Origin of the sequence: Streptomyces sp. NPDC014734, assembly GCF_043083325.1 — a bacterium.
Classification (GTDB): domain Bacteria; phylum Actinomycetota; class Actinomycetes; order Streptomycetales; family Streptomycetaceae; genus Streptomyces.
This window is the reverse complement of record NZ_JBIBYN010000014.1, coordinates 105,035-128,191: the sequence shown is the minus strand read 5'-3', so window position 1 is coordinate 128,191 and position 23,157 is coordinate 105,035. Positions and strand designations below refer to the sequence as shown.

17 protein-coding genes are annotated in these 23,157 nt (G+C 68.3%); 12 read left to right on the top strand and 5 right to left on the bottom strand.

Going from position 1 to position 23,157, the window contains the following annotated elements; translation table 11 throughout:
• Window positions 1-2: 2 nt before the first annotated feature.
• From ACF1CT_RS22495 to mycP, 9 genes are all read left to right on the top strand, one after another.
• Complete coding sequence (locus ACF1CT_RS22495; protein WP_391785689.1) at window positions 3-980, top strand: carbohydrate ABC transporter permease; 978 nt, start codon at window positions 3-5, stop codon at window positions 978-980.
• On the top strand, window positions 977-1,825 hold the full coding sequence (locus ACF1CT_RS22490; RefSeq protein ID WP_391785688.1) for a carbohydrate ABC transporter permease: 849 nt from the start codon (window positions 977-979) through the stop codon (window positions 1,823-1,825). The genes ACF1CT_RS22495 and ACF1CT_RS22490 overlap by 4 nt, the downstream gene beginning before the upstream one ends.
• 14 nt (window positions 1,826-1,839) lie before the next feature.
• On the top strand, window positions 1,840-3,534 hold the full coding sequence (locus ACF1CT_RS22485) for a beta-N-acetylhexosaminidase (protein WP_391785751.1): 1,695 nt from the start codon (window positions 1,840-1,842) through the stop codon (window positions 3,532-3,534).
• 342 nt (window positions 3,535-3,876) lie between these two features.
• Window positions 3,877-4,773, top strand: a complete 897-nt coding sequence (locus ACF1CT_RS22480) for an FAD binding domain-containing protein (RefSeq protein WP_391785687.1) — start codon at window positions 3,877-3,879, stop codon at window positions 4,771-4,773.
• Entirely contained in the window at window positions 4,770-7,547 is a 2,778-nt protein-coding gene (locus ACF1CT_RS22475) for a 2Fe-2S iron-sulfur cluster-binding protein (protein WP_391785686.1), read from the top strand. The genes ACF1CT_RS22480 and ACF1CT_RS22475 overlap by 4 nt, the downstream gene beginning before the upstream one ends.
• Window positions 7,544-9,880 carry a xanthine dehydrogenase family protein molybdopterin-binding subunit gene (locus ACF1CT_RS22470; protein ID WP_391785685.1) on the top strand — a complete coding sequence of 779 codons (2,337 nt, stop codon included), beginning with the start codon at window positions 7,544-7,546 and terminating at the stop codon, window positions 9,878-9,880. The genes ACF1CT_RS22475 and ACF1CT_RS22470 overlap by 4 nt, the downstream gene beginning before the upstream one ends.
• A 124-nt stretch (window positions 9,881-10,004) precedes the next feature.
• A complete protein-coding gene (locus tag ACF1CT_RS22465; protein ID WP_391785684.1) occupies window positions 10,005-10,565 on the top strand; it encodes a hypothetical protein in 561 nt (186 codons plus the stop codon).
• A gap of 46 nt (window positions 10,566-10,611) precedes the next feature.
• Entirely contained in the window at window positions 10,612-12,057 is a 1,446-nt protein-coding gene (locus ACF1CT_RS22460; RefSeq protein ID WP_391785683.1) for a WXG100 family type VII secretion target, read from the top strand.
• Window positions 12,058-12,085: 28 nt separating this feature from the next.
• A complete protein-coding gene (mycP, locus tag ACF1CT_RS22455; protein WP_391785682.1) occupies window positions 12,086-13,540 on the top strand; it encodes a type VII secretion-associated serine protease mycosin in 1,455 nt (484 codons plus the stop codon).
• Between the two features lie 690 nt (window positions 13,541-14,230).
• On the opposite strand, the gene ACF1CT_RS22450 is transcribed toward mycP, so the two are convergent.
• From ACF1CT_RS22450 to ACF1CT_RS22430, 5 genes are all read right to left on the bottom strand, one after another.
• Window positions 14,231-14,878, bottom strand: coding sequence for a hypothetical protein (locus tag ACF1CT_RS22450; RefSeq protein ID WP_391785681.1), 648 nt, complete (start codon window positions 14,876-14,878; stop codon window positions 14,231-14,233).
• Between the two features lie 494 nt (window positions 14,879-15,372).
• Window positions 15,373-15,618 (bottom strand): hypothetical protein, encoded by a 246-nt coding sequence (locus ACF1CT_RS22445; protein WP_391785680.1) that lies wholly within the window; start codon window positions 15,616-15,618, stop codon window positions 15,373-15,375.
• A 174-nt stretch (window positions 15,619-15,792) separates the two neighbouring features.
• Window positions 15,793-16,344 (bottom strand): hypothetical protein, encoded by a 552-nt coding sequence (locus tag ACF1CT_RS22440; protein ID WP_391785679.1) that lies wholly within the window; start codon window positions 16,342-16,344, stop codon window positions 15,793-15,795.
• The gene (locus ACF1CT_RS22435) at window positions 16,341-18,488 is read right to left on the bottom strand and encodes a hypothetical protein (RefSeq protein ID WP_391785678.1); all 2,148 of its coding nucleotides are present in this window, start codon (window positions 18,486-18,488) and stop codon (window positions 16,341-16,343) included. Before ACF1CT_RS22435 ends, ACF1CT_RS22440 begins: the two co-directional genes overlap by 4 nt.
• A 23-nt stretch (window positions 18,489-18,511) precedes the next feature.
• Window positions 18,512-18,925, bottom strand: coding sequence for a hypothetical protein (locus ACF1CT_RS22430; protein WP_391785677.1), 414 nt, complete (start codon window positions 18,923-18,925; stop codon window positions 18,512-18,514).
• Window positions 18,926-19,177: 252 nt separating this feature from the next.
• Here ACF1CT_RS22430 and ACF1CT_RS22425 point away from each other — a divergent pair, with 252 nt between their 5' ends.
• From ACF1CT_RS22425 to ACF1CT_RS22415, 3 genes are all read left to right on the top strand, one after another.
• Window positions 19,178-19,885 (top strand): hypothetical protein, encoded by a 708-nt coding sequence (locus ACF1CT_RS22425; protein WP_391785676.1) that lies wholly within the window; start codon window positions 19,178-19,180, stop codon window positions 19,883-19,885.
• A 499-nt stretch (window positions 19,886-20,384) separates the two neighbouring features.
• On the top strand, window positions 20,385-20,819 hold the full coding sequence (locus ACF1CT_RS22420) for a hypothetical protein (protein ID WP_391785675.1): 435 nt from the start codon (window positions 20,385-20,387) through the stop codon (window positions 20,817-20,819).
• Between the two features lie 20 nt (window positions 20,820-20,839).
• Window positions 20,840-23,155, top strand: coding sequence for a hypothetical protein (locus ACF1CT_RS22415; RefSeq protein ID WP_391785674.1), 2,316 nt, complete (start codon window positions 20,840-20,842; stop codon window positions 23,153-23,155).
• Window positions 23,156-23,157: the final 2 nt, after the last annotated feature.

Below are 23,157 nucleotides of genomic sequence, written 5' to 3'. Positions count from 1 at the left end.
CCGTGACCGCGAACAGCACGGCGTACAAAACGCCCGACACACCCGGCACGTCCGGCGCGGGCGGCCCGTCCTCCCGCCCGCGCCGCCGCGCCGCCTCACCCGCGCGCCGCTCCGGCTGGACGCCCTGGCTCTACCTCCTGCCCGCGCTCGTCCTCCTCGGCGGACTGCTCGTCTACCCGATCTATCAACTTGGCCTGATTTCCTTTCTGGAATACAGCCAGGCCCAGGTCAGCGGCGGCGAGCCGACCACCTTCCAGGGGTTCGGGAACTACGCGACGCTCTTCGGCGACAGCCAGTTCTGGCAGGTCCTCCTGGCGACCGTGGTCTTCGCCGCCGCCTGCGTCCTGGCGACGCTGCTGGTCGGCTGCGCGCTCGCCGTCCTGCTGACCCGCGTCAGGGCGGTGCCCCGGCTCGTCCTGATGATGGCCGCGCTCGGCGCCTGGGCCACCCCGGCGATCACCGGTTCGACCGTCTGGATGTTCCTCTTCGACCCCGACTTCGGCCCCGTCAACCGGGTGCTGGGGCTCGGCGACTTCTCCTGGACGTACGGGCGCTACAGCGCTTTCGCCCTGGTGCTCATGGAAGTCCTGTGGTGCTCGTTCCCGTTCGTGATGGTGACCGTGTACGCGGGCATCCGGGCGATCCCCACCGAGGTGCTGGAGGCGGCCTCGCTCGACGGGGCCTCGCAGTGGCGGATCTGGCGTTCGGTCATGGCCCCGATGCTGCGGCCGATCCTCGTCGTCGTCACCATCCAGTCGATCATCTGGGACTTCAAGGTCTTCACCCAGATCTACGTCATGACGGGCGGCGGCGGCATCGCCGGCCAGAACCTGGTGCTCAACGTGTACGCGTACCAGAAGGCGTTCGCGTCCTCGCAGTACAGCCTCGGCTCGGCGATCGGCGTCGTGATGCTGCTGATCCTGCTGGCCGTCACCCTCGTCTACCTGCGCCTGATGCGGCGCCAGGGGGAGGAACTGTGAGCGCACGGAACATGCTGCGGATCCGTCGGCCCGGCCGGCTGGCCGCCGAGGCCGCGGCCCTGCTGATCGCCGCCGCGGTCGCCTTCCCGCTGTACTGGATGGTGCTCTCCGCACTGAAACCGGCGGGCGAGATCCAGTCCACCGAACCACGCCCGTGGACCCTGTCGCCGTCGCTGGACTCGTTCCGCCGGGTCTTCGAACAGAACGACTTCGGGCGCTACTTCCTCAACAGCCTGATCGTCGCGGGCACCGTCGTCATCGTCTCCGCGCTGATCGCCTTCCTGGCGGCGACGGCGGTGACCCGGTTCAGATTCCGCTTCCGCACCACGCTGCTGATCATGTTCCTGGTGGCGCAGATGGTGCCGGTCGAGGCGCTGACCATCCCGCTCTTCTTCCTGATGAGGGACTTCGGCCAGCTGAACACCCTCGGCTCGCTGATCCTTCCGCACCTCGCCTTCTCGCTGCCGTTCGCGATCTGGATGCTGCGCGGCTTCGTCAAGGCCGTCCCCGAGGCGCTGGAGGAGGCCGCGTACATCGACGGCGCCAGCCGCACCCGCTTCCTGTGGCAGATCCTCTTCCCGCTGGTCTTCCCCGGCCTGGTGGCCACCAGCGTCTTCTCGTTCATCTCGACCTGGAACGACTTCCTGTTCGCGAAGTCGTTCATCATCAGCGACACCTCCCAGTCGACGCTCCCGATGGCGCTGCTGGTCTTCTTCAAACCCGATGAGAACGACTGGGGAGGGATCATGGCAGCCTCTACGGTGATGACCATTCCCGTTCTGGTCTTCTTCGTACTCGTACAGCGCCGTCTGGTCTCGGGACTGGGCGGAGCGGTAAAGGACTGACTGACGTCATGGACATGGGCATCAACCTGATCCCGGCACCCGTACGCGTCGGTGATGCCGGTGACGCGGAACCGGGCGGATTTCCGCTGGACTCCGCCACCACCATCACGGCGGCCCCCGGCACCGAGAACACCGAACGCTGGCTGCGTTCCACGCTCGGCGCCGCCTTCGGCCTCCCGCTCGCACCCGGCGGTGTCGGGGACACCGCGCACGCCGGGGGCGAGGACGGCGCACGCCCCGGAGGGGAGGGCGCGGCGCACACCATCCGGCTCTCCCTCGACCCGGAGCTGGAGGCCGAGGGATACCGCCTCGTCTCCGCGCCCGGCTCGGGTGTCGAGATCACCGGGGGCAGCCCGGCCGGCGTCTTCTGGGGCGCGCAGACCCTGCGCCAGCTCCTGGGAGCGGAAGCCTTCCGCCGCGCGCCGGTCAGGCCCGGCGCACCGCGCCTCGTCCCCTTCACCCGCATCGAGGACGATCCCCGCTTCGGCTGGCGCGGCATGATGCTCGACGTGGCGCGGCACTTCATGCCCAAGGACGACGTCCTGCGCTACCTCGACCTCATCGCCGCCCACAAGCTGAACGTCTTCCACTTCCACCTCACCGACGACCAGGGCTGGCGCATCGAGATCAAGCGCCACCCCCGGCTCACCGAGGTCGGCTCCTGGCGGCGCCGCACCAAGCACGGCCACCGGGCCTCGGAGCTGTGGGACGAGACCCCGCACGGCGGCTACTACACGCAGGACGACATCCGCGAGATCGTCGCGTACGCCGCCGAGCGGCATATCCGGGTCGTCCCCGAGATCGACATCCCCGGCCACTCGCAGGCCGCCATCGCCGCGTACCCGGAACTGGGCAACGCGGACGTCATCGACACCACCGCCCTCTCCGTCTGGGACACCTGGGGCATCAACGCCAACGTACTCGCCCCCACCGACAACACCCTGCGCTTCTTCGAGGGCGTCCTCGAAGAGGTCCTGGAACTCTTCCCCGCCGAGACCTCGCCGTTCATCCACGTCGGCGGCGACGAGTGCCGCAAGGAGCAGTGGAAGGACTCCGCGACCGCCCAGGCCCGGATCGACGAACTCGGCCTCGCCAACGAGGACGAGCTCCAGTCCTGGGTGATCCGCCACTTCGACGCCTGGCTCACCGCGCGCGGACGCCGCCTCATCGGCTGGGACGAGATCCTTGAGGGCGGGCTGCCGACCGGTGCCGCCGTGTCGTCCTGGCGCGGCTACGGGGGCGGCATCACGGCCGCCGAGGCCGGCCACGACGTCGTGATGTGCCCGGAGCAGCACGTCTACCTGGACCACCGTCAGGACGGCGGCCCCGACGAGCCGATGCCCATCGGCTTCATCCGGACCCTGGAGGACGTCTACCGCTTCGAACCCGTGCCCGCGGGCCTCTCCGAGGAGGCGGCCCGGCACATCCTCGGCACCCAGGCCAACGTCTGGACCGAGGTCATGCAGAACCGGGCCCGCGTCGACTACCAGGTCTTTCCGCGCCTCGCCGCGTTCGCGGAGGTCGCCTGGTCGCCGCTGCCCGCCTCCGCGGACCGGGACTTCGCCGCCTTCGAGCGCCGACTGGCCGCGCACTATGCCCGACTCGACGCGCTCGGCGTCGACTACCGGCCACCGTCCGGTCCGTTGCCCTGGCAGCAGCGCCCGGGAGTGGCCGGACGCCCCCTGGAGGGACCACCCCCGAACGTGTGATCCCGATCCGGTCCGGGACGAATCCCTCACCGGGCTCCGGCCGTCGTGCTCCTGGCGAGTGCGGCGGCCGGAGCCGTTCCCGGTCGCGGGGAACGCCCGCCCGCCGAGGGCACGGAACACCCCGCGCTCCACGCCGGATTCGCCGAACCGCGACAATTCTCACTTCGCGTCCAAGCGGGACGAAGTGGGATCATCCCCCTGTCGGTGGACGGATGCGTCCTTCGTGGACCCTCGCGTCGGTCCGGTCGGAAGATGTGCCAGAGTTGCCACGTCCGGGCTCCGAGCACGTACCGTACGGCGATACGAGCCGGACAGCCGGGACACCGGGAAGGGGCAGCTGGGTTGACCACGCACGCACCGCAGGCGACGCAGTCCGTGACGTTGCCGGCCTCGCTCGACGAGGCCGTGGCGGCACTCGGCGCCATGCCCGCCGCAGTTCCCGTGGCGGGCGGGACGGACCTGATGTCCGCCGTCAACAAGGGGCTGCTGCGTCCCTCGGGGCTGGTCGGCCTCGGCCGCATCAGCGAATTGCGCGGCTGGCACTACCAGGACGGTCACGCCCTGCTCGGTGCGGGGCTCACCCACGCCCGCATGGGACGGCCCGACTTCGCCGCCCTCATCCCCGCGCTGGCCGCCGCCGCGCGCGCCGCGGGCCCGCCCCAGATCCGCAACGCCGGAACGCTCGGCGGCAACATCGCCACCGCCGCCCCGACCGGTGACGCGCTGCCCGTCCTCGCCGCGCTGGAGGCCCACCTCGTCATCGCCGGACCGGGCGGCGCGCGCCGCGAGATCCCGGTCTCGCACCTGCTGGCCGGTCGCGACATGCTCGAACCCGCCGAGCTGATCGGCTTCGTCCGGGTACCGCTGCTGCACGCCCCCCAGGTCTTCCTCAAGGTCACCAACCGCACCGGCCCCGGCCGTGCCTCCGCGTCCGTCGCGATCGTCCTCGACCCGGCCCGTCGCGGGGTGCGTTGCGCGGTCGGCGCCATCGCGCCGATGCCGCTGCGGCCGCTGGAGGCCGAGCACTGGATCGCCTCGCTGATCGACTGGGACGGCGAACGCGGTCTGGCCCCCGACGCGCTGGCGGCCTTCGGCGAGTACGTCGCCGCGGCCTGCATCCCGGACCAGGCACCGTCCGCCGACGGGGGAGAGGCGCCACCGCTGTCCCCCGCCGTACTGCACCTGCGGCGTACCGTCGCCACACTGGCCCGACGCGCGCTGGGGAGGGCACTGTCATGAGCAACGAGGACCACAACGAGCGGAACGGGCAGCGGGAGCAGCGGCCGCCGCAGCACGGAGGCTGGCGGCCGACGCCGCAGGGCGGCGAGTACGACGCCGACGCGACCGCCTTCGTCCAACTGCCGCCCGAGGACCTGGCGGACATCCCGCTGGCCGCGCCCGGCCATGGTTACGTACCGCCGATGATCGTGCCGCTGACCCCCGCGGCGGGGTTCGACCCGGCGTCCACGGGCAACTGGGTCGTGCAGCCCCAGGACGGAGCCGTGGGCCCCCGGGACGCACAGGACCAGGACGCCGTCACGGAGCGGCAGTCCCAGGGGCATGTGGCGGCCCAGGCCCCCGACGCGGTGCACTGGCCGGATCCGAACCAGCAGCAGGCGCCGTACGGGTACGGATATCCGCAGCAGGCGCCGTACGGAGGGACGTACGGGGAGACACCGGCCGCGACGGGTCACTGGAACTTCACCGAGGCGGTCGAGCCCGCCGAACCCGTCCGGCCCGCCGAGCCGACCGGGGACGTTCCCGCCGGGTTCGGAACCGAGGACGCCGCGCCCGCCGGGTTCGGGCCGGGGGGGACCGCGTCCGCCGGGTTCGAGTCCGGGGACGCCGCGTCCGCCGGGTTCGGGCCCGGGGACACCATGCCCGCCGGGTTCGAGTCGGGGGGCACCTCCACCGAGTTCGCGGGCCCCACTCATCACAGCGGCCACACCGACCTGAGCGGTTATGCCGACCTGAGCGGTTACGCCGATTACACCGGCCACGTCGATCACACCGGCCATCCCGGATACACCGGTCACGGCGCCCACGAGGCCCCGGCCGGCCTCCCCGGTCCACCGATCCGCACCGACCACACCGACCACACCGACCACGCGGTTCACTCGGAAGCCGCGGTCCGGCCCGGCCACGACGCCCGGCCCGACGACCACAACACCGGCATCGGCCCCACCGCTCCCACCGATCCCACTACTCCGGCCGGGGGTTCCGGCCACACCGGGCAGTGGACGATTCCGGTCGCCGAGGGCGACCTTCCGGATGAGTCCGGCGAGTTCGCGGCCTCGGCACTGGCCGCCCCGTGGTACCAGGACCGGACGCCCCCGGCCAGGCTGCCGGGGGGCGCGCCCGCGCCGTGGGCGACCCAGCAGCCGACCGCGGAACCCGGGCCGGACCCCGAGCCCGAGGCCCGGCCGGGGAGCAGCACCGGCCATGCGCCCGACGACGGCCATGTGCCCGCCGACAGCTATGTGCCCGCCGACAGCTATGCGCCTGACGACAGCTATGTGCCCGGCGCGGACGACGAGGCCGTACCCGGACCCGGCCCCGGGTCCGCACTCGCGCCGGAAGCCGCGGCCACGTCCGCGACGGAGTCGCTCGCCGCCCCATCGGGCCGGCCGTCCACGACGGACCCCGCCGCACAGGACGGGGCATCGCCCACGGTGTACGAGGACTTCTCCCGGACCGCCGGGGCGGACGGGGGGCCGCCCGCCGGGGACGGGCCCGCAGCCGTGGCAGGGCCCCCGTCGTCGCCCGCGTCGGCACCCGTCGCGGGGGACGCCGCCGTTCCCGGGCCGGTCCCGGCCGATGTCGTGGCCGCCCCGGACGCGGAGGCCGCCCCCGTACCGGACACGACCACCGCCACCGACGCGCCCACCGGAGCGACGGCATCGAGCACCGCGGCGGAGGTCCCGGCAGAGGTCCCGGCGGAAGCCTCGACGGACACCCTGTCGAAACCCGCGATGCCGGAAGCGCGAACCACCGAGCCCGTTCCGACCGGGCCCGTTCCTGCCGGGCCCGTTCACGTCGACTCCGTTCACGTCGAGTCCGTTCCCACCCCGTCCGAGCCCGCCGAGACATCGGAGGCCGCGGCCGGGTCCGCGAAGCCACAGCCCACCGGTCCGGGCGCCGTCGACCGGGGTCCGGCGGACCGGGGTCCCGCCGAGCCGCCTGCCGTTGAGCAGCAGGTTGCCGCCGAGCCGCCGCCCGCCGTCGAACCCCCGGTCACTCCCGGACCTCCGGTCACTCCCGAACTCCTGGTGACCCCAGAACCCCCGGTCACTACCGAACCCCCGGTGATTCCCGAACCGCCGGTCACTCCCGAACCGCCGGTCACTCCCGAACCGCCGGTCGCTCTCGAACCACTGCCCGCCGTCGAGCCGACCCGCCCCGACGCCCCGAGCGAACACCCCGCCGTCTCCTACGTGCTGCACGTGAACGGCGCCGACCGCCCCGTCACCGACGCCTGGATCGGCGAGTCGCTGCTCTACGTACTCCGCGAGCGCCTCGGTCTCGCCGGTGCCAAGGACGGCTGCTCGCAAGGCGAGTGCGGCGCCTGCAACGTCCAGGTGGACGGGCGTCTGGTCGCCTCCTGCCTGGTCCCCGCGGCGACCACCGCGGGCAGCGAGGTACGCACGGTCGAGGGCCTTGCCGTGAACGGCGAACCGTCCGACGTCCAGCGCGCCCTCGCCAAATGCGGCGCCGTCCAGTGCGGTTTCTGCATCCCCGGCATGGCGATGACCGTCCACGACCTGCTGGAGGGCAACCACGCCCCCAGCGAACTGGAGACGCGCCAGGCACTCTGCGGCAACCTCTGCCGCTGCTCCGGCTACCGGGGCATCCTCGACGCCGTGAACGAGGTCGTCGCGGGCCGCGAAGCACACACCGAACCCGCCTCGCCGGACTCCACGTCCCCGGAGTCCGACGAGGTCCGCATCCCGCACCAGACGGCCCCCGGCGCCGCCGGTGTCCAGCCGCAGCCGCAGGACGGAGGCATGGCGTGAGCAACGACGCGGCCACCGCCGCCCACACGACCAGTACACGGATCACCGCGCCGTCGACCGGGAGCCCCGACCCCGAGCCGCCCACGCTCGGCCTCGGCATCTCCCTCCCGCCCGCCGACGCGCGTGCCAAGACCGAGGGCACCTTCCCCTACGCCGCCGACCTCTGGGCCGAGGGGCTGCTCTGGGCAGCCGTCCTGCGCTCCCCGCACCCGCACGCCCGCATCCTCTCGATCGACACCTCGGGCGCCGTCGAAATGTCCGGGGTACGGGCCGTCGTGACCCACGCGGACGTCCCCGGCGAGACCGCGTACGGGCGCAAGGTCGTCGACCGCCCGGTCTTCGCCTCCGACCTCGTGCGCCACCACGGGGAGCCGATCGCCGCGGTTGCCGCCGACCACCCCGACACCGCTCGCCTCGCCGCCGCGGCCATCGCCGTCGAGTACGAGGTCCTGGAACCCGTCACCGACCCGGAGCAGGCGTTCGCCGCCGAACCGCTGCACCCCGACGGCAACCTGATCCGCCACATCCCGCTGTGCTACGGCGACCCGGAGATCACCGGCGAGGTCGTCGTCGACGGCCTGTACCGCATCGGCCGCCAGGACCCCGCCCCGATCGGCGCCGAGGCCGGACTCGCCGTGCCCCGCCCCGACGGCGGTGTGGAGCTCTACACCGCCTCCACCGACCCGCACACCGACCGCGACCTCGCCGCCGCCTGCTTCGGCCTCGAACCGGACCGGGTGAAGGTCGTCGTCACCGGTGTCCCCGGCGCGACCGGCGACCGCGAGGACCCCGGTTTCCAACTCCCGCTCGGCCTGCTCGCACTGCGCACCGGCTGCCCGGTCAAACTGGCCGCCACCCGCGAGGAGTCCTTCCTCGGCCACCCCCACCGCCACCCCACGCTGCTGCGCTACCGCCACCACGCGGACGCCGAGGGCAGGCTGGTGAAGGTCGAGGCCCAGATCCTGCTCGACGCGGGCGCCTACGCCGACTCCTCGTCCGAGTCACTGGCCGCCGCGGTCGCGTTCGCCTGCGGCCCGTACGTCGTACCGCATGCCTTCATCGAGGGCTGGGCGGTCCGCACCAACAACCCGCCGTCCGGTCACATGCGCGGCGAGGGCGCGATGCAGGTCTGTGCCGCGTACGAGGGCCAGATGGACAAGCTGGCCGCCAAGCTGGGCATCGACCCCGCCGAACTGCGCCTGCGCAACGCCCTGGCCACCGGCGACATCCTGCCCACCGGCCAGACGGTGACCTGTCCCGCACCGGTCGCCGAACTCCTGGACGCCGTAAGGGACTTCCCCCTCCCCGAACTCCCCAAGGACGCTCCCGAGGACAGCTGGCTGCTCCCCGGGGGGCCGGAGGGCGCGAGTGAACCGGGTGCGGTGCGGCGGGGGGTCGGCTACGCGCTCGGCATGGTCCACATGCTCGGGGCCGAGGGCGCCGACGAGGTCTCCACGGCCACGGTCAGGGTTCACGACGGCGTGGCCACGGTCATCTGCGCCGCCGTCGAGACCGGCCAGGGTTTCTCGACGCTCGCGCGCCAGGTCGTCCAGGAGACGCTGGGCATCGAAGAGGTGCACGTGGCGCCGGTGGACACCGACCAGCCCCCGGCGGGTCCCGCCACCCACGGCCGCCACACCTGGGTGTCGGCCGGAGCGGTGGAACGCGCCGCCAAGATGGTCCGGACCCAGCTCCTCCAGCCGCTGGCCCACAAGTTCGGCATGTCCACGGAGCTGCTGCAGATCAGCGGCGGCCTGATCACGTCGTACGACGGCGTGTTGTCCACCACGGTCACGGAGGCCATGGACGGCAAGGAACTCTGGGCGACCGCCCAGTGCCGCCCCCATCCGACCGAGCCGCTGGACGAAACCGGCCAGGGGGACGCCTTCGTCGGGCTCGCCTTCTGCGCGATCCGCGCCGTGGTGGACGTCGACATCGAACTCGGCTCCGTGCGCGTGGTGGAGATGGCGGTGGCCCAGGACGTCGGCCGGGTCCTGAACCCGTCCCAGCTCGCCACCCGCATCGAGGCGGGCATCACCCAGGGCATCGGCGCGGCCCTCACCGAGAACCTCCGCACCGCCCGGGGCCTGGTCCGCCACCCCGACCTCACCGGATACGCACTCCCGACCGCGCTCGACGCGCCCGACATTCGCATCGTCAAACTCATCGAGGACCGCGACGTGGTCGCCCCCTTCGGCGCCAAGCCGGCCTCCGCCGTGCCCGTCGTCACCTCTCCGGCCGCCGTCGCGGCGGCCGTGCGCGCCGCGACCGGTCGCCCGATCAACCGCCTCCCCATCCGCCCGCAGGCGGCAGTGGCGGTACCCGCGTCCTGACCCCCCCCGCACCGATGGCGTGATCCGGGTTGCACCTGCAACCCGGAGGTGCACATTGTCATGGGGGCTGATTAAGGTGAACCCCTAAGCAGTAGTCGGCTGTTGCCGGACGGGGGAGAACACCGTGGGACAGAGTGAACCGGGGGCGGGGTCTCCGGCCAACGCGGCCATCGTGGGCGGGCTCGGCGCCCTTGGCGTCTTCGGAGGCGTCACGGCCATCGGAGCCGTCGCGCAGACCGCCGTGGGCGATCTGGTCACCGAGCTGGAGTCGTTCACCAAGTTCCGTACACGCATCGACGAAATCCTCGAAGACCTCAAGAAGTCCCCGGCGAACTCGAAGACCGTGGGCGAAGTCGCCATCAGCAAGGGGCAGTTCGGCAACGAGGCGTGGAAAGAGGCGACCTCCCTGTACGGGTCGTACAAGAAGGTCGTCACGGAGCTGGAAACCCTTTCGCAGTTGCTGTCGGACAGCATCGAGGGAATGAGCATCGCGGTCCTGGCGGCGCACAAGGGCTACGAGAACCTCGACCTCGACATCCGTCAGCGCATGCTCGCGATCAAGGGAGCCACGCAGGAGCACTACGACGGGGTGTACAACCCGGTGCCCGAGGAGACGAAGCAGGGTGCCGCGCAGCCGACTTCCGCGCAGTCTGAGTCTGCTACGGAGAGCGTCGCGGGCACCTGATGATCAGGATCGTTAATTCGACACCGGGTGAGAATGGGGGAGCGGGATGACGACATCGTTCAGTGGCAAGTCCCACGAGGAGATGATGGCGTGGCTGAGCCAGGCCAACAACGAGGCGGTCCAGGCCGCGGCCGACCGGCTGTCGAAGGCGGCGACCGAGATCGACAAGATCGGCGAAGAGCTGAAGATTCGTCCGCAGTGGGTGAATTGGAAGGGCGCGGGGGCGCAGTCGTTCCGGACGTGGACTGCTGACCTCGCCAACGCCACGTTGAGCCTTGCCCAGTACGGTCACGGGGCGTCGAAGTCCCTCAGCGAAGCCGCCGAGGCGATCGTCACCGCCAAGGGCGCGGCGCCCGATCTCCGACCGGACGCGAAGGCGTCCCTGGAGGCGGCTCTCTCGACCCCGAACGATCCGGACGCGTCGGCGCTGGTGACGAAGCTGAACGCGGAGCTCCGTACGGATCATGACGCGATGGCCAGGGCGATGACGAACCTCTCCCAGGCGTACGAGCAGTCGTCGCATGGGCTCGGCAAGCTGAAGATGCCGAAATTCCCGCCGCCGCCGACAGTGATCGCGCCGGACACGGATGACCTACGCGGAGACGACACCTACATACCTGGTGGTGGTGGAACAGCAGGTGCCCCCGGTGCGGTGGCGCCCGGCATCTCAACGGCTTTTGTCGGTCATGGGGCGTCTGCCGGTGTGGCACCCGCAACCGTGCACGCGAGTGTGGCCCCTCCGGTCGGTGGTACCGCGTCGCGCCCGGTGGGCATGGAGATCGATGGCCTCGCGACGCCGCCGACGACCGCGCCTAATCCCCCATTGCCTCAACCCGGTGTGTCGGGTCCGGGAAAGGTTGACGGTGCCCCGCCCGTCCTGCCTCCCATCTTGTCCCCCAATGTGGGCGGCAAGTCCGTGGTGCAGCTCGGTCCGACGTCCACGGGTGGTGGCAGAGAGACGGCTGTTCCTCGTCCTCCCATGTCTTCGGGTGGAGGGAGAACAGTGGTGGGGCCCTCGGGAAGGCCACCGCAGGACAGCGGGATCACAGGTGGCCGTCAGGTCACGCAGCCCACCGGTCGTTCCGCGACAGGTTTTTCGCGGGGCCCCGTGGCCGGTGGCGAGGGTACTCAGACCGGTCGCGGGATGATGGGGCACGGACCCGGGATGGGTGGGACCGGGGGCGGTGGCCAAAGCGGAATCGTCGGCGGCCGTCGACTGGCGAGCGAGACAGGCGGCGTCGTGGGGGGACGTCCTCAGCAGCCCGGTCGCGCGGGCGCTCGCCCCTTCACGCCCGGCGGTACCGGCCTGGTACGAAGCTCATCAACTGGTGACTCCGGTCGGGGCGTCGGGCCGATGGGCCGTGGAGGATCCATCCAGCCCAAGGGCGGAGACTCACGCAGTGATGAGCGGGGACGTCCGGACTACCTCGTCGAGGACGAGGAAACCTGGCAGCAGGGTGACCGACGGGTCGTCCCGCCGGTTATCGACTGAGCAGCCGACACCAGAAACAGGGAATGGGATGCGTACCAGCACCGCAGCGGTTGTCCGTCGTGGATTTGCCGTCTCGTCCGCAGCTGCGTTGCTGCTGGTCGGCGTCGGCCCCGCGTATGCGGAGTCGGTCCGCTCCAGGCAGTGGTACCTGGACGCTATGCAGGCCGAGCGGATGTGGGAGCTGAGCACAGGGAAGGACGTCACCGTAGCGGTGGTCGACTCTGGTGTGGACACGTCCATCCCGGACCTCCGTGGGCAGGTGCTCAAAGGGCTCGACCTGGCGAAGGATTCTCCAGGAGATGAGCTCACCGACTACGACGGCCACGGCACGGGTATCGCGAGCATCATCGCTGGAACTGGCAATGTGAGTGGTGGTGGTGGTTCTTTCGGGCTCGCCCCCGGAGCGAAAATCCTCCCGATTCGTCTGCGTGACGATACCGGTAAGGTGAATGGAGCGACAGGGAACGTAAATTTCAACGAAGACTTGTCTGCAGCCATTCGTTTCGCGGTCGATCATGGTGCGAAAATCATCAATGCCTCGGTCGGTAACGCAGTTGGCGGCTCGCGGCAGCTCACGGATTCCGTCAGGTATGCCCTGGACAAAGGGGCACTTGTGTTCGCCGCCGTGGGTAACAGTGCAGATAAGGGAAACCAGGTTGAGTACCCTGCCGCGACTCCGGGGGTTGTGGGGGTGGGGGCGATCGGGCAGGACTTGTACAGAGCGAAGTTCTCTCAGTTCGGTCCGCAGGTCGATCTGACTGCCCCGGGTGTGAACATAGTGCATAGTTGCGGCGGAGGCACTGGAATGTGCAAGTCCAATGGCACCAGTGACGCCACCGCTCTCGCCTCCGCTTCGGCCGCGTTGATCTGGTCCAAGCACCCCAAGTGGACCAACAACCAGGTGCTGCGGGTTCTGCTCAATACCGCCGGTGGGCCGTCCGACGGTGTGAAGCGCAACGACAACGTCGGCTATGGGGTCGTCCGCCCCCGGATCGCGTTGAAGAACCCCGGCGATCCCGGTCCCGCCGACGAGTACCCGCTGCCCGATCTCGCCGCGGCGGAGTCCGCCTCTCCGTCGCCCTCCACCCAGCCGTCCAAGGATGGTGACGGCGCCGGTGAGGGTGCCAAGCCTTCTGCGGCGTCTCCGGCTGCCGACGATCAGGGCGGCAACACCGGACTCTGGGTTGGTCTGGGTGTGGCCGGGGTCGCGGTCGTCGGTGCCGGGGCGGCCTTCGGTGTCGTTCGCTCCCGGCGGCGGCGGGCTGCGGCCTCTGCCTCGCCGCCACATCAGCCGCCGCACGTCTATCAGCAGCCGTCCCATCAGTTCTACCAATCGCCGCAGGGTTACCAGCAGCAGCCGTATCAGCCTCCGCATGCCTATCCGTCGCAGCAGCCGTACGCACCTCAGGTGCCGCCGCCGGGCGGTCCGGAGGCCGGTGCGCCCCACCGCGGTGCTCCGGACCAGGGCGACCCGGCCAGGTGAACATGTTTCGTCGCGCCCGTCGCCCCGGAGCCTCCGTCGGCGCCGGGCGCGGGACGTAGCGCTCCGGTGCGCTCCGCCGCGTACACGACCCCCTTGTGGAGGGCGGGCGCTCCGTAGTGTGTGGCGAGCGAAGGGACGTTCCCGAAGTCGCGGAAGCTGCCGAACTCCCAGATGACGGTGGCGTCGGATGTGCGTATGGATGGGACGAGGCTGGCACCTACGTACATGTTCCGTCCGTCGTCCGCGAGTTCCGCACCACTGGCGACCGGTGCGGTGGTGCCGTCGGCCCAATTCGATCCTGCTCGACCAGAGATGCTTTCCCGAGCGCTTGTCGTAGGCGTGAAGCCCCAGAGAATTGAACGCGTCGCCGAGAGCGAGTACGTCTCCGACGGTTATGGCGAACCACATGCCGCTGTCGAACCACGGATCCTCTTCATCCTTTTCCTTCTTGTTGAAGGGCCTCTGCCACCGGACCTTCCTCGACACGGTGTCCACCGCGAGGAGATACCAGTCCCTGGCCCGGAGTTGTGTGTCGCGCCCGGCGGCGAGGTGGAGTGTGTCGTCCGAGGTGTGGAGAAGGGCGGCGGCCGTCTGGGAGGCACCCAGGGCCTTCACGCCCGGCAGTGTGAGATCGTGCGGTCCGGCTCGCCGGCGCCATCGAGCGTGACGACTGCCAGGCGCTTCTTGTCGTCAGGAAGGACGAAGTAGACCTGGGATTCGTCGGCGGCGGTCTGACCGAGGGACGCCGGCCTTCTGGACTGCCAGCGTTCCTTGCCGGTTGCGGGGGTTCAGTGCCACCAGGCGGTCGATGCTCAGGACCACGGGGGTGTTGCCGTGGAAGAACGGTGTCCCGTATCTCTGGGAACCAACCCCGTCGTACGTCCACAGGGGGCGCAGCAGGTCCGACTTCTTCGGCCCGGTCTTTCCGTGCGACGCGGCGGTGTTCGACGTGTCTGCCCCAAGGAGTTCCGTCCCGGCCCAGACGCCCGCGCCCACGACCGCTGCCGACACGCCCGCGACGCCGAGGAGTTTGCGGCGGGACATACCGGCGCTGCGTGGCACGGGCGGCGTCGGCGGCGTTTCGGCGAGCGGGTCCGCGTCGAGCACCCGGACGCCGTGCAGACCCCCGATGAAACGGGCCGCATCGACTTCGAGGCGGAAGCGGGTGTGGAAGGTGGTGCCGGCGGCGATCCGCGCGTGCATGGTCTTGAGCGCTACGGTGCGGCCGCCCGGGGAGCGGGCCAGGTAGACCGTTCCCATGCCGCCACTGCCGAGCCGGGCGGTCGGCCGGTAGGAACCGATGGGGTGCGGGTCGTCGTGGAGAAGCGGTTCGAGCATGGTCAGCTTCCGGTCGGCGGGAGGAAGCCGGGGCCGGTGGGCAGGGACAGTTCGGCGGCGAGGACTTTTGCGGACTGGCGGGCGAGGGCCGCGATCACCCGCCCGGGCAACGGGAACGCTCCCGGACCCTGATCGATGACGCTGGGGGAGGGGGGACGGAATCAGGCCGGGCGCGGAGGGGCCAACGCGCGCCGGATGTCGGCGGCCCGAGGCCGTGCGGCCGGATCGCGGGTCGTGCCGTCCGGTGCGGCGGTCCGTGCCGCGCCGTGACAGGTGAGCCGGGGGCCGTCCCAGGCCAGCAACACGACCGCGGGCGAGATTCCGGCGTGTGTCGCTCCGGCGGCATGAAGGACGATGAGCGTTTCCGCAAGGCAGGTGCCGAGCCTGCGTAGCGTGTCCTCCGGGAGCGGACCGCCGTGGACGGCCAGGACCGTCGGGAGAGGGAGGACGGGTTCGTAGGCGTGCGCGTACCACGGTGACGGGCCGGATCGGGATCAGTCAGTGACAGTGACGGCCCATGGCCCGAGCGGGTTCTGGGCGGCCCGCGCCTCCACGAGGAATCGCTCGGGATCGGTACCGTCGAGCGGCATGCTCAGCAGGACGGTCCGCTCGCCGTCAGCAGTGCGCGCGATAGAGCGCCGCTCTGGTACGGGCATGGTTCCGGGGCCGGTCGTGTCGAGCCGGGTGATGACGGAGTACGGCCCGACCTGCCGGACGGAACCGGAGTGCGGCCTGTACATGAAGATCCCCCGAGTGTCGGCACAACAGGGGGGCCTACTCAAGCCTGTCCTCGGACCCGGGGGCCGGGCCGGGCGTGCGCTGCCGGACCGGGCCCCGATCACGGAACGAGGCGGCGCGCTCCGGCACCCTGAGGGACCCGGCGCGCCGTCTCGCCCTGTGCGGTGGGGAGCGTTCTATGCGGTGCAGCCGTATGCATGCTTGGCGTCACGCGTGAAGGCGATGACGAACTCCCTCAGGTCCTTGCGGCGTTGGGGAATGTCAGAGGTGAGCCGCTTCTGCCCCGAAAGACTGACCTCGGTATGCAGGTAGGCGCTTCCCCGGGCGGAGCATTTCGCGGTGATTTCGGCGTATTCATCTCCCAGCGCGCCTTCGCCCGAGAAGGGAATGCCGGTGATCCTCTCTCGGTTCGTGAAGAACGACGTGGCGATCTCCCGCATGGGGTCGACCTTTTCGTTCGTCTCCGTCACCGTTGTGAGCAGTGCCAGGTCGTGATCGACCGACACCGAGCAGTCGTGACGGTACAGACGGTCGCCGACGCCGGACGTGTCCGGGCGCTGTGTGAGCTCCTTCCCGTCGGGCAGGACGGAAGAGATCTCCTTGCCCACGGCGACATCGCACACCTTGGTGGGGAGGGCGTACTCGCGGCCACCGCCGGAGCACGCGGACGCGGTGACGACCACGCAGAAGGCCAGCGCTGTCATCGTCCGGCCGGATTTCTTGATCACGCTGTTCCCGCGGTTGCTTCGGCATCGTCGTGGCCATCGTTCGCATGGGCCCTGATCTGGTCGTAGATTCCCTGCTCTTTGGAATAGCCGTCTCGATGGGGTTCCTCGGCCCAGTCGGAATTGCGCTCGTACCAGTAGTCCGCGATGGCCTTCAGCTGTTTGACGCGACGGTCGTAGTTCGACTTCCTGTCCTCGGTCGCCCCTTCCGAGATCCGGTCGCTCTCGTTCTCCAGCCAAGCGGTGGTGACCGCATCCACGCCGCGCTGCAAGGGATCGCCGATGGTTCCGCCACCAAGGGGTGTGAGGGCACCACCGACGACGTGGTAGGTCCACGCCTTCTTCCAGGTGGCGTCCCGGATGTCGCCGGCCTCCTTGTCGTTGATGGACAGTTTGCGCGCATCCTCCAGGAAGCCGATGGTGGAACCGGCCTGGTGGAGGCTGTCCTCGGGGTGCTTCTCCTGGTGCTGGATGTCGTAGAGGATGGCACCGTTCATCTGCTCGTTGAGGATGCCGTACGAGTCCTGGTTCCGGGAGATCTGCTTGGTGACCTCAAGCAGTTGGTCCTTGTCGAGCACAGGGACACCGCTGGCGTCGCTCATGGACGCGTGGACGACCTTGCCGTGGTTTCCCAGCAGGAGTGCCATGTCATCGCGCAGCTCGGGCGGGTAGTCGTTGCCAAGTCCGGACAGGCGCTTCAGAGCCCCGTCCAGGACCTTTCGCTGGGCGTCCGTGTGGTCGTAGGAGGTCACTGCGGGCGGCTGGTCCGGGTCCACTCCGCTGCCAGCTGCAAGCAGTGCCTTGCCCAGCGCGTCCCGCGACTGCATGGTGCCGTCGCCCCTTCCGTACGGATCGTCCTCGTCGTAGAACTCGCGGTCCTTGAGCAGGTAGTCGGCCATGTCGTCACGGTTGAAGAGCTCAGTGGCGAAGGCAGGGTTGTGGGAGGCGGCCGTGAGGAATCCGGACATGGGGTCGCTGCCGGGCTCCCCGTACGTGCCGTCGGCGCCCTTTTCCGTGTAGTCGAGCTGTGCGGCGAGACCGGGGTTTCCCCAGATCGACGCAGGGTCGTACGGCTTCTTCGTCTTGGTCTCGAAGGTGCGCAGGGCGTTGCCGTAGTCATGCAGGAAGGCGTGGTCGAACTTTCCCTTGACCATGAGGTTGCTCATGATCTGGAAGCCGTACGGCTTGGCCATGACGCCGTCGTGGCCGTACTGCATGGATCCGGCCGCTATGAGGTCCTTCTTCCACGCTTCCATCTCGGGGCTGTGGTTGTGCGAGGCGTTGGCGAGGGACATGCTGAGGTTGTGCTGTACGTCACCGAGGAGCTTGGCCCGGTCCCCCTCGGGGGTATGGCCGCGGCCCGGGTCGGCGAGGTCGCGCCAGAACTGGAGGGTCCCGTCGGGGCCCAGACCGAGCGCGATGTTCTCGGTGAAGCCGGGGTTGTCACGCTGGTTCTTCAGGGTCTCGTTGAAGCGGGCCAGTTTCTCCTCGCTCCATCGGTCGACGTGGCCCTTTGCGATTTCCTTCTGCCAGTACCGTGCGTCCGCCTCGCCCTGCTCACGGTCAGCGTCCTTCAGACCGGTCGTTCCCTGGTCGGTGAAGTCGTATGCGTCCCGAGCGAGTTGGCGAAGCGCGCGGGCTGCGATGCGATCGGTTTCGGCCGCCTCCCAAAGGATCTCGACGATCCTTCGTCGGCCCGCGTCCAGTTCCTCGTCCGTGGGGTTGTGGATGTCGGCGTCCCCTGCGGCTGCGCCGGATGGCACCGAAGCGGTCACCTGACCCTTGTCGGTGACGTAGATGTTGCGCTTTGCCAGGTCGTCGATGGCGGTGCGCAGATTTTCCTGGTGCTTGGCGAACGTGGTGTGGGCGTCTCGCAGGATGCCCAGGACGCTTTTGGCCTCCGCTGCGGCATCCGCGAACTGGGTGGCTGTCTTCGTGACGAACTCCCGTGAGACGGTGGCGTTCACGCCCTTCCAGTCCGCCGCGTTGGCCTTTCTCTCCCGATCCCCGGCGTTGACTCCGCCGTCGCCGCCGGTGGTGAGGTTCTCCAGCCTGCCGGCCATGACCTCCCAGTCGGATACCGCGGTGTTCAGGGTGCCCAGGCGGAGATCCGTGAGTTCCTGAACGGTCAGCGTTCCCGCTGCCATGTGAATTCAGCTCCCGATTCGAGCTACTTGAGGTACTCGTTGATCCTGGAGACGGTCATCCGGTCGCCCGCTGCGTTCCGCATGCTGGTCTCGATGTGCTGTTCGTCCTTCGTGTGCTGAGCGCGTGTGAAGTCCAGATGGTTGGAGATGTGGGCACACGCTTCCTTGAGCGTCTGCTGTTGGGTGTTCCACGCGTCGTGCAGTTCTGTGAGCGCGGAGCCCATGTCGAGTCCATCGTTGAAGAGGTCGACGGACGCCGTGAAGGTGCTCGGCCGCGCGTGGTCGGCAGCCGTTCCGAACCTCTCGCGCAGGTCGAACGCCATATTGCCGAGTTTGCCCAGTTGGTCGTTGTGGACCACCAGATCCCCATCCTCGCCACCACCTCCAGCGTCGGCAGGGAGCTGGTTGAGCCGCGTATGCGCCGACCTGCTCTCCATGACCGCAGCCTTCCGCTGTTCCCATTCCTCCCAGACCACGTTGACCTGCCTCTCCTCGTCGTTCTTCTTTCACGGGCGCAGAGCCCAGTGGCGCCTACCTGAGAAGGAGTTGGTCATCCCCGGGCTTCCGGGCGACCGCGATGTGCCAGGGTGCGATTGGGGTGTCTGCCGCGCGACGCCTGTCCGATGCGGCCCAAGTGCGCTGTGAGAGGGTGCTTGCATCCTCCGCCTGCCGTTCCCGAAGGGAAATCCGTGCTCGCTCGACGTACCAAACCAGCTCTCCGCACCCTTGCCGTCGTTGTGGTGTTCGCCAGTGCCGCGGTCGGCTGCGGCGACGGATCCGATTCCTCGTCCGGTGGCGGGGGATCGTCGGTCTCGGCGCGCATCGAGGCGGTCAACAAGGCCATGCGCGAAACATCGTTCAGCGCCACGGGCACGACCACTGCCTTCGTGGGGGCCACCCAGAAGATGTCCTGGGACCCGAAGCAGGGCTTCCGCATGGAGGTCGGCGGCACGCCGCAGACGGAGGGCGGCAGCATGTACTGCAAGGACGGCAAGAACTACATCAGTGCCCCCCTGTTCGCCGCGACACTGGCGGAGAAGGGGCAGCAGATCACCGTTCCGTCCAACCTTGCCGACCGCTACGTGAGCAGCGACACCGGTGGGGACTGCACCAGCTACTTCGCTGTCTCCTCGGACGGACAGTTCGCCCCGGACAAGGACACGACCATCGGCAGCACGAAGGCGCAGGCCATCCAGGTGTCGGCGGGAGTGGGGGAGGACGTCTACTTCATCAGCCCCGAGTCTCCGAACTACGTGCTGAAGCAGGAGACCTCGCAGAACGGGAGGACCAGCAGTACCACGTTCGGTGACTTCGGCGCGAAGATGACGATCTCCATGCCGTCGGACGACAAGACGATGACGATGGACGAGTTCCGCAGCGCCGTCGGTGCCGGCTGAGGGCGAGGAGCAGCCCGGCTTGGTCCGCGTCTCCCAGGAGGGGGCGCGGCCGGGCTGTTTGGCGTCGTCGTTGTGGCGGCAGTATCGGTGTCGTCGGTCGTGGCGGTGCCGGCGCATTTCCATGTGTTCCCGATATGAACCACGGCCCAGGCTGGATCGGTAGCTCGGTAGCTCGGTAGCTCGGTGGGCCGGTGGGCCGGTGGGCCGAGGGAAGCTGTCGGCGCCGACCGGGGTGCGACGGGGCGGGGCCCCGGGGAAATGGAGTCGACTGAAGCGGCATGTTGGGGAAGCGGCGCGTGGCGGATGGTTTTCATACCTCATCGCTGTGCGTCGGCGTCGGTCGAGCACCGTATCGGAATGCGCCATGCGCCGCGTGTCGGAGTGTCCCGTTCCTGTCTTTTCCATGGCAAACCCGCGTTGATATCTTGAGCGATCGGCGGATGCGCGACTGAAGCCGTGTATGTGTGGGAGCTCGAAGAGCAAGGCAACCGGGGGATTCATGGCGTTTGAAGCGGAGTGGGCTGCGCTGCGTGAGGAGTCGACGCAACGGGTCAATACGCGGCTCAACGGTGTTGATGACAACGCCGGGGGGAGGTCGCAGTCCGGTGAGGCTGATTTAGCGGTCAATCAGGACAGTCTCGGAGCCATTGGGCATGAGGCATACGATCTGCACACCCGGCTTTCCAAAGAAGGTGACCACGCCCGGCCGGCGACGTTCGAGGCAGCGACTTCTCTGACCAATGGGAACTTCTCCAGCGGTTCGGCCTTGTTGAAGGTCCATGACCGGTGGAATACGCACCTGAGGACCCTGCTGGATTCCTGCGCCCAGATTTCGAATCACCTCGACTACAGCAAGGCTGCCCACGCGAAGGACGATGCCCAGATCGTCGGTGATCTGCTCTCTGTCTCCAAGCTGAACGAGTACCTGAAGTAGTACGCGGGGGAATCGGGAACATGCTGAAGTTCGAGGACATCGTCGACGCACCCGTAGGCAAGTTGAAGACGGCGGTCGATGACTGGGCCGAGATGGTCACAAAGCTGGAGCGCCTGGCCGGGGATGCTCGTGACGGGATGAAGGCCAAGGCGGACAAGGCCGAGTGGAAAGGCGTGAACGCCGGGGTCACCAAGGGGTTCATCGGCAAGACGGTCAAGGAGTTCGAGGACGCGGCAGCCGAGGCCAAGGGCATGAAGCAGATCCTCGACGACGCTCATGCGGCCATTAAGAAGGCCAAGGACGAGTTGATGGGCATCCGGGACGAGGAGGGGCCGAAGGCCGGTATCCACGTCGACAGCAAGGGGAAGGTCGCGGCCCGGCATCCGCTGGATGAGGTGGTGGGCGCGGCTCAGCGTGATCCGGACTACCCCGAACTCTTGCGCCAGCAGAAGGCCACGATCACGTCGTGGCAGAAAAAGATTGACTCGATTGTCGACAACTGCAACGACACGGATACCGCTTTCAAGAACGCGTTGGAAGCGAACGTCGCCGATCGCAAGGACTTCGACGCGCCGAGGTACACGAAGTTGGACCAGGAAGAAGCGGACCGTGCCGCCGCACTCGCGGCGAAGGGGCGAGACCTTACGCACGTTCAGCTCCAGGCGCTCAATGAACTGCTGCGGGACAACAGCGGGTCCGTGGAGTTCGCGAAGAACTTTTACAAGAACCTCGGACCGGAGAAGTCGCTCGCCTTCTTCGGTCAGCTCTCGATGAACGCGTACGGGCCGACGGAGGCGGACAAGGAGCGGCTCAAGGATGTCCAGGAGCTCCAGAAAAACCTGGGGCTCAATCTGGCCACGGCTTCCCACGACAAGAACTTTACTGCAGAGTGGGGTCCGGAATTGCGCAAGCTCGGGACTCAACGCATTCCGTTGCAGAGGTACGACGACGGCCCGTTCGGCTATCAGTTGCTCGGTGGAATGTTGAGGTACGGAAACTACGATCCGAATTTCCTCAATCCCATCGCCGAACATGTGGTCCAGTTGCGTCAGAAGGATCACGGCTTCTTCTACGCCTCGAAGGACATGCGAGGCGGCGCCGCGAACCCCTTCAATCCGTCAGGGGTGAACGGGGCGGGATACGACCCGGTGCTCGGGGTTCTGGAGGCATTGGGTCACAGTCCGGCTGCGGCAAAGCAGTTCTTCTCCGAGGAGCCGACCGTCTATGGCCAGGACGGTACTTCAGGGGCTGGGGTCGCTGATCTGGGTACGGATAAAGATGGAAAGAAGATCGGCGGCTATCTGGAGTTCTTTCAAAATGAAGATTACAAGGATTTCGCGGATGCGTCGGGACAGGTGGCCGATGGGGTGAAGAAGTCCGAGGAGTATATGCCTGACGCGCTCGGAAAGGCCCTCGAAGCAGCTACCACCGGACATTCCTGGGACGATCCTTCGCCCGTTTTGAGGCGTGATGATGTCACTGCGGGCATCATGAAGGACGTCATCGAAAGTTATGGCAAGGATTCGGGACTGATGGAACGGCACGAGGCACTGAAGGGCAGCCTGGCACGTATGGGGGCTGCCTATATTGATGCCTTGAACTATTCCACGTATAACTTCGGCGGTGCGGGAGATGAGGTCGGTCGGGGCGACTTGTTCGCGAGGAGCAGTGATGGAACAAGCAGGACAGATTTCGGGGAAATGGCTACTCGTCGATTCCTGGCATCGATTGCGCAAGACGAGGAAGGATACAAGACGTTGATGTCTGCCCAGCAGGTATACGAAGCCAGCGGCTTGAAGTCCTTTGGTGCTGAAAGGCAAGATGAGGCTCTGTCCTTCGGAGGAAACGGGGCCAAGATTCACGGAATTCTCGATGGTGCGCGAGACCATGCGATCATCCAAGAGTACAAGAATGACGAGGAAGCAAAGAACCTGGAACTGGAAAAGAAGGCGGAGTGGCGAAAGAGCGGAGTCAGCGGCGCCCTGTCCGCAGTGATCGGTGTGGGATCCGCTGTCGTGCTGGGGCCGGCGGCGGGTGTAGTTGCTGTCACTGCTGTTCCCGTGGTGATGGAAACTGTCGGATCCGCCGTGGATACAGGGTACGCCACTGACACGCTGCAGTACCTCAAGGATAATGAGTACAAGAATGATGATGAGGCATTGGACGCCATCGATTCCAATGATGAGGCGGGGCAGCGGAGCGCTGTGCTCCCACTGCTGAACTATGCGGACTCGGTGGGCATGACATCTCAGGAACGGCATGGGCTGCTGCCGTTGGTCGAGAATCAGTATCGGAACGGTCGCGATTCCGTTGATCAGCTCGAGAGGGTCAGCTAGAA